The sequence below is a fragment of the Flavobacterium sp. genome, from assembly GCF_023151265.1.
In the GTDB taxonomy this organism is placed as follows: domain Bacteria; phylum Bacteroidota; class Bacteroidia; order Flavobacteriales; family Flavobacteriaceae; genus Flavobacterium.
In genome coordinates this window covers 1-8,082 of the sequence record NZ_JAKLJH010000120.1, presented here as the reverse complement: position 1 = coordinate 8,082, position 8,082 = coordinate 1, and the positions used below count along the sequence as shown (strand labels likewise).

The window sequence follows — 8,082 nt, the reverse complement described above, 5'->3', positions numbered from 1 at the left end:
TATCAAGCAAACAAAAACTATCCTTTTTGAAGGTGATGGTTATAGCGAAGCTTGGGAAAAAGAAGCTAAAAAACGTGGTTTAAGTAATCATAAAACAACTCCAAAAGCATTAAAAGCGAAAGTTTCTAAAAAAGCAATTGAATTGTTTGGCGAAATGGGTGTAATGAATCATGTTGAGGTAGAATCACGCTACGAAATTGAATTGGAAGAATACGTGAAAAAAATCCAAATCGAAGGTCGTGTTTTAGGTGATATTGCTCGTAATCATGTGGTTCCAACAGCAATTAAATACCAAAATGTGTTAATTGAAAACGTAAAAGGTTTAAAAGAAATTTTCGGAAAAGACTTTGAGAAAATCGCTAAAGAACAAATTTCGTTAATCAAAGAAATTTCAGAACACATCGAAGGCATTAATACGAAAGTAGAAAAAATGACCGAAGAACGTAAAAAAGCAAACGCCTTAACGAGTACAGAAAAAATGGCAGACGCTTATTGCGATAAAGTAAAACCATACTTCGAAGAAATTCGTTACCATGCTGACAAATTAGAATTGTTAGTAGACGACGAACTTTGGACACTAACAAAATATAGAGAATTGTTATTTACGAAGTAATTAGAAATAGAAATCCCAATCGAAAGATTGGGATTTTTTTTATTGTTTCTCAATTCTTAACAACCATCATTCTTACTCAAATCACGTTCAAAAAGTACTTTATTGTTGTGTTCGATATAGTCGCTTGATAAAATCAAATAGGGATGATTGTTTGAAAAACCAGCGCTTCTGCTTTTAATAATTATTTTGTCGTAAACTTTTAGATTATTTAATTTCTCAAAATCATTTGGAATAAATTGCATCATGTAATCTTCTCCATTAATCTTCACAACTAGCCATTTAGGACTTGATGGGTTTGTGGTTGGAAATTGAAAATTCACCGAAGTTACCAAAGCTTCCATTTTAGCGAATGTATTTATATCGTTTTTTATCTTCTCGTAACTTGCTTGTACTTTTTTACCTTCGGGAGAATCTTTCCATTCGCTAAATTTTATGCCATCTGGTGAAGCTTCCCATTTTTTTCTTTTCTCTAAATTGGATAACGGTTTTGAAGAAATTTTAGTGTCGTTTTTAATTTCACGATTAACATGTAAGCCATTGGCAAAAGTTGAAAAGCTAAATACAAATCCACTTATCACAACCAATGAAAAGATTAGAACATAAATTGTTTTTTTCATAATTTTCACTTTTTTAAATTGATTACACGAATTTACATTCATAATTTTTTGTTAGAACAATTGGGATTGTAAATAAAAATGTAAACTTTGTAAATAATTAATTGACACTATGAATAGTAGACAAAAACTCCTTTCTGGAAAAACTAAATATGTAATTGCATTGCTATTACTGGTGTTAATTTCATTGGTTTTCTTTGTAAATACGAATAGCGATTTTGATCTTTCCAGAAGAGAAGTTTTATTGCGAAGAATAGGTCATGAAATACTTTTACAATCGGGAGATAGTACTTCGAGAGTGCTTCCGATAAAAAAGATAGCTGAAAATGAATATCAAATTAGTTTTGAGAAAGAATTTTCATTTGTAACCGATGCATTAGTAAATACGACCAAACGTTTGCTTGCTAAAGATTATCACGTAACCGATTATGTTGTAAATGTAATTGATTGTGAGAATTCGAGTGTTGCTTATGGATATGCTATTTCTAAAAACAAAAAAGAGGATATTTTAGCCTGTGTTGGAAGAAAACAACCCATTGCTTGTTACAAGATAAATATCAAATTTAAACCAAGCGATGTAGTTACAGCAAATTATAAATATTTTATAACAGGTTTAGCGTTTTTACTATTGATTGGATTCGTTTTTTGGAAATTAAAACCTAAAAAACAATTATCTAAAATTGATAATAATAAACAGTTTACTTTTGGTTCAGTGGTGTTTGATGCGCAAAAGCGTCAACTAGAAATTAATAAGGAAACCATAGATTTAACAGCAACCGAAACACGTTTGTTGCTCATTTTTGCCTCATCTCCTAACGAAACAATAGAAAGAAGCCGACTCCAAAAAGAGATTTGGGAAGACGAAGGCGTTATTGTAGGACGCAGTTTAGACATGTTCATCTCAAAACTCAGAAAAAAACTAGAACTTGACCCAAATATTAATATTGTAGTGGTTCGTGGAAAAGGGTATAGGCTTGAAGTAAACGTTTAATTATTTTAGGCTGAGAATGAAATTCTGCGCTATTGGATTATTATCTGCTTCTTATATTCTTAAGTACTTCACCAGCAATTGAAATACTCACTTCGACCTTTCTTAAGAAATCATTCATTTTAGTAGAGACATTTCTTCTAGCGGTGTTTAATTCTTTAGAAACTTTTGGCATATTTTCAATGCTCAAGATAAATTCTTTTGTCATATTTAGTGAGCCATTCATTTCATGAATCATACTTTCCAGCGAATCGTCAAGTGTTTCTAATTGCTCTTCATATCTTGAATCAAAATCATTTTTATAAATATTAACAAGTTTTGATAAGCTATCAATTCCATTTTCAAAGTTTTCAATGTAAATTGGAATTTCAGGCTCAATTCTACTAGCGAAATCGTTCATAGCTTCAGCCGTTCTGTTGTAAATGTTTCTTTGAACTTTGATACTAATAGGTTGATTTTTATTATTAACTATTGTTCTATTTATTTCATTTGTTTTTTTTCGCATTTCTCCTGCAATCCAACTCATTGCCTCAGAAAGTCTTACTAAAGAGTATCTACTTAATTGAAAGGAGTCTTCTATAAACTCTTCCAGATCTATTATTCCTAATTCTTCAATTTCAGTAATTTCAACATCAAAGCTTTCGGTAGTTTCTTTTAATTTATTTTCATCAACAACTAATTGAGGTTCCGTTTGCATCAATCTTAATTGATCAATTCGTTTGGGTATATGAAGGCGTAAGAATTTTTCTAATTCTTCTCTTTCGGTAAATTCCCAATAAAAAGTGTTCTTTTCACCTAACTTTTTTTTGAATTCTCGGATTTTAGAGAGTTGTTCGGTATTAATTTCATCCAATGATTGAGGAAGAGCATTTTTAAAATAAAATAATATTTGAATTGAATTATTTTCCTGAAATTTTTTGAAGGCTATTTCAAACTCTTCTTCAGTACCAGAACCATAATTTTCTGTTGGAGTTCCAAATTTCATCCAAAGAAAACCTATAAAAATATCGTAAGTTGGAATATCATTATTAATAATATCTTGAACACCAATATTACTTATTCCAGGAGCGGAATTGTTTTCCCATTTAAGTAATTCAAGATGGAGATTATTAGGATTACCATAAGTTATGTTTAATTCATTAATTACATCATTGAATGCTTCTCTTTCTTCAGCTAAATCTGAAGGAGATGCTACAAAAATTTGATATTTGCTAATTAATTTTGGCATAATGTATTTTGTTGTAAGAAAAATAAGATTTGAGTATTTATTAATTTGTTCGTATTTATACTAAATACAATAATTTACAATTATTCCAAAAATATAAAAAAAAGTGTACAAAAACCATAATTTATCGACAAAAAATCACTATTTTCGATAAACTAAAACCTACCTAATGAAAAAAATACTTTTTCTGTTTTTATTGTTGTCTTCCATTTCTTTTGGGCAAAACAAGTTTACGGTGTATTTTGATACGGATTCTGATCAATTAAAATTAAATGAATTAATTCGTTTTGATGATTTTTTTAGAAATAAAAAGGTAAAATTTACCAAGCTGATAGGTTATTGCGATTATCGTGCTTCTAATGGTTATAACGATACTTTGGCGCTTAATAGAGCGAATTTTGTAAAAGGAATTATCGAAAAAGTTACCAATCAAAAACACATCGAAATCGAAAGTAAAGGTGAAAATTTCGAACAAAAATCCAATTTAAAACTAAACAGAAAAGTAGAGATTTTCTATGAAGAATTGGTAACAGAAAAAATACTTCCAAAAGAAGATAAAAAGGAGTTGTCTCAACAGGTTTCAACAGCAAAAGTTGGCGATAAGTTGGTCTTGAAAAATCTACATTTCTACAATCGTTCTGGGATTTTTGTTCCTGAATCGCGACCTATTTTAGAGGAATTATTGAAAATTATGTTGGCTAATCCGAATTTGAAAATAGAAATTCAAGGTCATATTTGTTGTCAAAAAGGCACCGATGTAGAAGATACGGCAAAAGTTAGAGCCTTAGCAGTTTATAATTATCTGATAAACAACGGAATTAATAAAAATCGTTTGAGTTATAAAAGCTTTGGAAGTACGAAACCGATTCATACAATTCCAGAAAACAACGAAGACGAACGCAATGAAAACCGTAGAGTAGAAATTCAAATTGTAGCAAATTAGTTTTTATTTTTTAAATAATTGTAAATGAATTTGTTACGTAAAAAATAGAAGTTCTTTCTGTGAATAAGTTTTTTTAATACGTTTTATTTTTTATATTCGTTACATTAAAATACCCCAAATGAAATACGTATTACTGCTGTTTGGATTTATACTTTCAGCACAAGAAAAAGCGAGTTTTTATTTTGATTTTGATCAAGATGCGTTTAACCCAAAACAAAACGAATTGTTTTTGTCTTGGTTAAACAAAGCCGAAAACCGCGAAATTCTAGTAATTAACGGATATTGCGATTGGTATGGAACGTATGATTATAACGATACTTTAGCTTACAAAAGAATTCATACCGTTCATGAACAACTTAAAACAAAAGTAAATTCCTCAGTATTTTTTAGCGAAGATTTAAAAATTAAAGGTTTTGGAGAACGAGTTCAAACCCGAAAAGAAAGAAAATATAACAGAAGAGTTGATGTATTTTACAAAGTAATTCCAAACAAAATAATTAAAGAAGAAACGGTAGTTTACGATGACCCAGTGGTTTATACAGGACAAAAAATTTCGGATAATCCTAAACCAATTAAAGAAATTGAAACCGAATTACAACCCGTTGATCCAGAAGAATTAGTGCATCTTGAAGCGATTCCTAATCGTTATGCAAATGCAAAAGTAGGAGATAAGTTGGTGATGAAAAACCTCTATTTTTATGACCGTTCCGGAATTTTCGTACCTGAATCGTTACCGGTTATGGAAGAACTTTTAGCGTTTATGGTAAGTAATCCAAAAGCAAAAATTGAAATTCAAGGTCATATTTGCTGTCAATTAGGCGAAGATCCTGAAGATATTGCTTTAATACGTGCTATTGCGGTTCATAATTATTTGGTTGCCAATGATATCGATGATAGTAGATTGCAATATAAAAGCTTTGGAAGTACGCAACCACTTCACAAAATTCCAGAAAAAAACGAAAAAGAAAGAAACGAAAATCGTAGAGTAGAAATTCTTATCTTAGAGAATTAATTTTTGGCATAATTTTTCGTTTTATTTTATAAACATGATTTCATGAAATATTTATATTCCTTTATAGTTGTTGTATTGTTTCAAATGACATTCGCGCAAGAGCAAATAGTGTTTTATTTTGACAACAATAAGTTTGAATTAAACAAAGTAGAAGCTGCTAAACTTCAAAAATGGATAGCTGAAAATAGCACTTCAAAAATTCTTTCTATCACAGGTTCAACAGACGAAGTAGGAACTTCGGGTTATAACGATACGTTATCTCAAAAACGTGTGAGTCATATTTTCAATCAAATCAAAGGAAAAGTTAACATCAGACCCGATTTTAAAAGTATTTCTCTTGGCGAAAAAGGCGCTACTTCAACCAGTAAAGCAGAAAATAGAAAAGCAATCATTCATTATTTATTGGAGAAAGATTTAGATAAGGAGAATGAAGTTTTAGGAATAAAAGAAGAACCCGAAGTTGTAATTCCAGATGATGCACCGCTAGCTGAAAAAGTAAAATTGGCAAAAGTTGGTACGAAAATCACTTTGAAAAACATCAATTTCTATCAAAACACCTTCGCAACAATGCCAGAATCACAAGGGACTTTGTATGATTTATTGTTTGTAATGCAAAATAATCCCGAGTTAAAAATCGAAATTCAAGGTCATATTTGTTGTATTGATAAAGATTATCGAAATTTGTCTACCGATAGAGCAAAACAAATTAAGCGCTTTCTCGTTTATAATGGTATTCAGGAATATCGTGTAAAAACGAAAGGATTTGGAGTTTCGCAACCGATTTATCCCATTCCAGAAGCAACGCCTGAGCAAGCCGCAGCAAATCGTAGGGTAGAAATTGAAATTTTAAGTAAAAAATAATGAGAAATATACTTGGCTTTTTTTTAATAGTTATAACAGCTTCGTTAGTAGGTTGTAATGATAAATGCGATGAAGGAAATCAAGCAACACCAGCTTCGTTCTTTGTAGAAATTGTTGACGAAACTTCAGGTGAAAATGTTTTTGAAAACGAAACCTACACAGCCCAACAAATAACGATTCAAGATTTAGACGAAGCAACAATTCCGTTTGAGTTTATTGAAAATTTGAATGTCATTCAGATATTTCCACCAGTTGCCAATGCTACAGGAAATTCGTTTATAATTAAACTAAACAACGAAACAACCTTACAAATGGATGAAATTGATGTCAATTACGATGTTTCGTCTAGTGCAGGAGAATGTTTTACAACTTTTAAAATTGAGAATATTTTGTTTCCAAATAATACATCAGAATTGGTTGAAAGTGTTCATGTTATAAAAATTTAACAAATTCTAAATTCATACTTCTAAATTCTAAATTTTAGAACTATCTTTGCGCCACAACAACAACACACTACATACATGAGTTCTGATACGAGCAAACGCTACAATTTAAGAGGAGTTTCGGCTTCTAAAGAAGATGTGCACCAAGCTATCAAAAACATCGACAAAGGCTTATTTCCACAAGCATTTTGTAAAATTATCCCCGATTATTTAACAAACGACGACCAATATTGCATTATTATGCATGCTGATGGCGCAGGAACAAAATCTTCCTTAGCGTATATGTATTGGAAAGAAACAGGCGATATTTCGGTTTGGAAAGGAATTGCTCAAGACGCTTTAATTATGAATATTGATGATTTATTATGTGTCGGAGCAACCGATAATATTCTACTTTCATCAACAATCGGAAGAAACAAAAATCTAATTCCAGGTGAAGTCATTTCAGCCATCATTAACGGAACAGAAGAATTAATTACAGAATTAAAAAATCACGGAGTTACAATTCACTCAACTGGAGGCGAAACTGCAGATGTAGGCGATTTAGTTCGAACTATCATCGTAGATTCAACCGTTACAGCTCGCATGAAACGTGAAGATGTTATCGATAACGCTAATATTCAAGCAGGAGATGTAATTGTAGGATTGGCTTCTTTTGGTCAAGCTACTTACGAAAAAGAGTATAATGGCGGAATGGGAAGCAACGGCTTAACTTCGGCTCGTCATGATGTTTTTGCGAAATATTTAGCAGAAAAATATCCTGAAAGTTTTGATGCATCGGTTCCAAATGAATTAGTATATTCGGGTCAAACTAAATTAACAGATTCCGTTGAAAATAGTCCAATTGACGCTGGAAAATTAGTGCTTTCTCCAACGAGAACATACGCTCCGGTTATCAAAAAGATTTTATCAAAATACAATTCAAATGAAATTCACGGAATGGTGCATTGCAGTGGAGGAGCACAGACTAAAGTGCTTCACTTCGTAGACAACGTTCACGTGATTAAAGATAATTTATTTCCAGTGCCACCTTTGTTCCAATTAATTCAAGAGCAATCAAAAACAGATTGGAAAGAAATGTATCAAGTTTTCAATTGCGGACACCGCATGGAATTATACGTTCCAGCAGAAGTAGCACAAGATATTATCGAGATTTCAAAATCATTCAACATCGATGCACAAATCGTTGGTAGAGTAGAGAAATCAGATAGTAAGAAATTAACAATTACATCCGAATACGGAACGTTTGAATATTAAATTATTTGTTTCAAGTTTCAAGTTGTTTTTGTTTCAAGTTGAACAAAAGTAACCTGAAACCTGAAACCTGAAACAAAAACACACAACAACAATAAAATGCAACACAACGTATTAATTTTAGATTTC

At 31.2% G+C, this 8,082-nt stretch carries 8 protein-coding genes and 1 pseudogene; 7 read left to right on the top strand and 2 right to left on the bottom strand.

All coding sequences use genetic code 11. The annotated features are described in order from the left end of the window. A pseudogene (locus L6Q46_RS10910) lies at positions 1-613 on the top strand (glutamine synthetase type III); the annotation flags it as partial. 56 nt (positions 614-669) lie between these two features. Here L6Q46_RS10910 and L6Q46_RS10905 read toward each other — a convergent pair. Then, a complete protein-coding gene (locus tag L6Q46_RS10905) occupies positions 670-1,230 on the bottom strand; it encodes a hypothetical protein (RefSeq protein WP_291284328.1) in 561 nt (186 codons plus the stop codon). 109 nt (positions 1,231-1,339) lie between these two features. On the opposite strand from L6Q46_RS10905, the gene L6Q46_RS10900 reads away from it, so the two are divergent. After that, positions 1,340-2,218 carry a winged helix-turn-helix domain-containing protein gene (locus tag L6Q46_RS10900; RefSeq protein ID WP_291284327.1) on the top strand — a complete coding sequence of 293 codons (879 nt, stop codon included), beginning with the start codon at positions 1,340-1,342 and terminating at the stop codon, positions 2,216-2,218. Between the two features lie 40 nt (positions 2,219-2,258). Here L6Q46_RS10900 and L6Q46_RS10895 read toward each other — a convergent pair whose 3' ends face one another. Next, entirely contained in the window at positions 2,259-3,443 is a 1,185-nt protein-coding gene (locus tag L6Q46_RS10895) for a DUF4062 domain-containing protein (RefSeq protein ID WP_291284326.1), read from the bottom strand. Between the two features lie 166 nt (positions 3,444-3,609). Here L6Q46_RS10895 and L6Q46_RS10890 point away from each other — a divergent pair, with 166 nt between their 5' ends. The 5 genes from L6Q46_RS10890 to L6Q46_RS10870 all read left to right on the top strand — a co-directional run bounded on the left by L6Q46_RS10890 (position 3,610) and on the right by L6Q46_RS10870 (position 7,956). Continuing rightward, entirely contained in the window at positions 3,610-4,383 is a 774-nt protein-coding gene (locus tag L6Q46_RS10890) for an OmpA family protein (RefSeq protein WP_291284325.1), read from the top strand. Positions 4,384-4,501: 118 nt separating this feature from the next. Then, a complete protein-coding gene (locus L6Q46_RS10885; protein WP_291284324.1) occupies positions 4,502-5,395 on the top strand; it encodes an OmpA family protein in 894 nt (297 codons plus the stop codon). A 42-nt stretch (positions 5,396-5,437) separates the two neighbouring features. Next, positions 5,438-6,256, top strand: a complete 819-nt coding sequence (locus L6Q46_RS10880; RefSeq protein WP_291284323.1) for an OmpA family protein — start codon at positions 5,438-5,440, stop codon at positions 6,254-6,256. After that, entirely contained in the window at positions 6,256-6,702 is a 447-nt protein-coding gene (locus L6Q46_RS10875; protein WP_291284322.1) for a hypothetical protein, read from the top strand. Before L6Q46_RS10880 ends, L6Q46_RS10875 begins: the two co-directional genes overlap by 1 nt. A 75-nt stretch (positions 6,703-6,777) precedes the next feature. Continuing rightward, on the top strand, positions 6,778-7,956 hold the full coding sequence (locus L6Q46_RS10870; protein WP_291284321.1) for an AIR synthase related protein: 1,179 nt from the start codon (positions 6,778-6,780) through the stop codon (positions 7,954-7,956). Positions 7,957-8,082: the final 126 nt, after the last annotated feature.

What these genes read in the sequence shown, in the direction of transcription:
- L6Q46_RS10875 (WP_291284322.1), top strand. Translation starts at nt 6,256, where the DNA reads ATGAGAAATATACTTGGCTTTTTTTTAATAGTTATAACAGCTTCGTTA.
- L6Q46_RS10900 (WP_291284327.1), top strand. Translation starts at nt 1,340, where the DNA reads ATGAATAGTAGACAAAAACTCCTTTCTGGAAAAACTAAATATGTAATT.
- L6Q46_RS10880 (WP_291284323.1), top strand. Translation starts at nt 5,438, where the DNA reads ATGAAATATTTATATTCCTTTATAGTTGTTGTATTGTTTCAAATGACA.
- L6Q46_RS10885 (WP_291284324.1), top strand. Translation starts at nt 4,502, where the DNA reads ATGAAATACGTATTACTGCTGTTTGGATTTATACTTTCAGCACAAGAA.
- L6Q46_RS10905 (WP_291284328.1), bottom strand. Translation starts at nt 1,230, where the DNA reads ATGAAAAAAACAATTTATGTTCTAATCTTTTCATTGGTTGTGATAAGT.
- L6Q46_RS10895 (WP_291284326.1), bottom strand. Translation starts at nt 3,443, where the DNA reads ATGCCAAAATTAATTAGCAAATATCAAATTTTTGTAGCATCTCCTTCA.
- L6Q46_RS10890 (WP_291284325.1), top strand. Translation starts at nt 3,610, where the DNA reads ATGAAAAAAATACTTTTTCTGTTTTTATTGTTGTCTTCCATTTCTTTT.
- L6Q46_RS10870 (WP_291284321.1), top strand. Translation starts at nt 6,778, where the DNA reads ATGAGTTCTGATACGAGCAAACGCTACAATTTAAGAGGAGTTTCGGCT.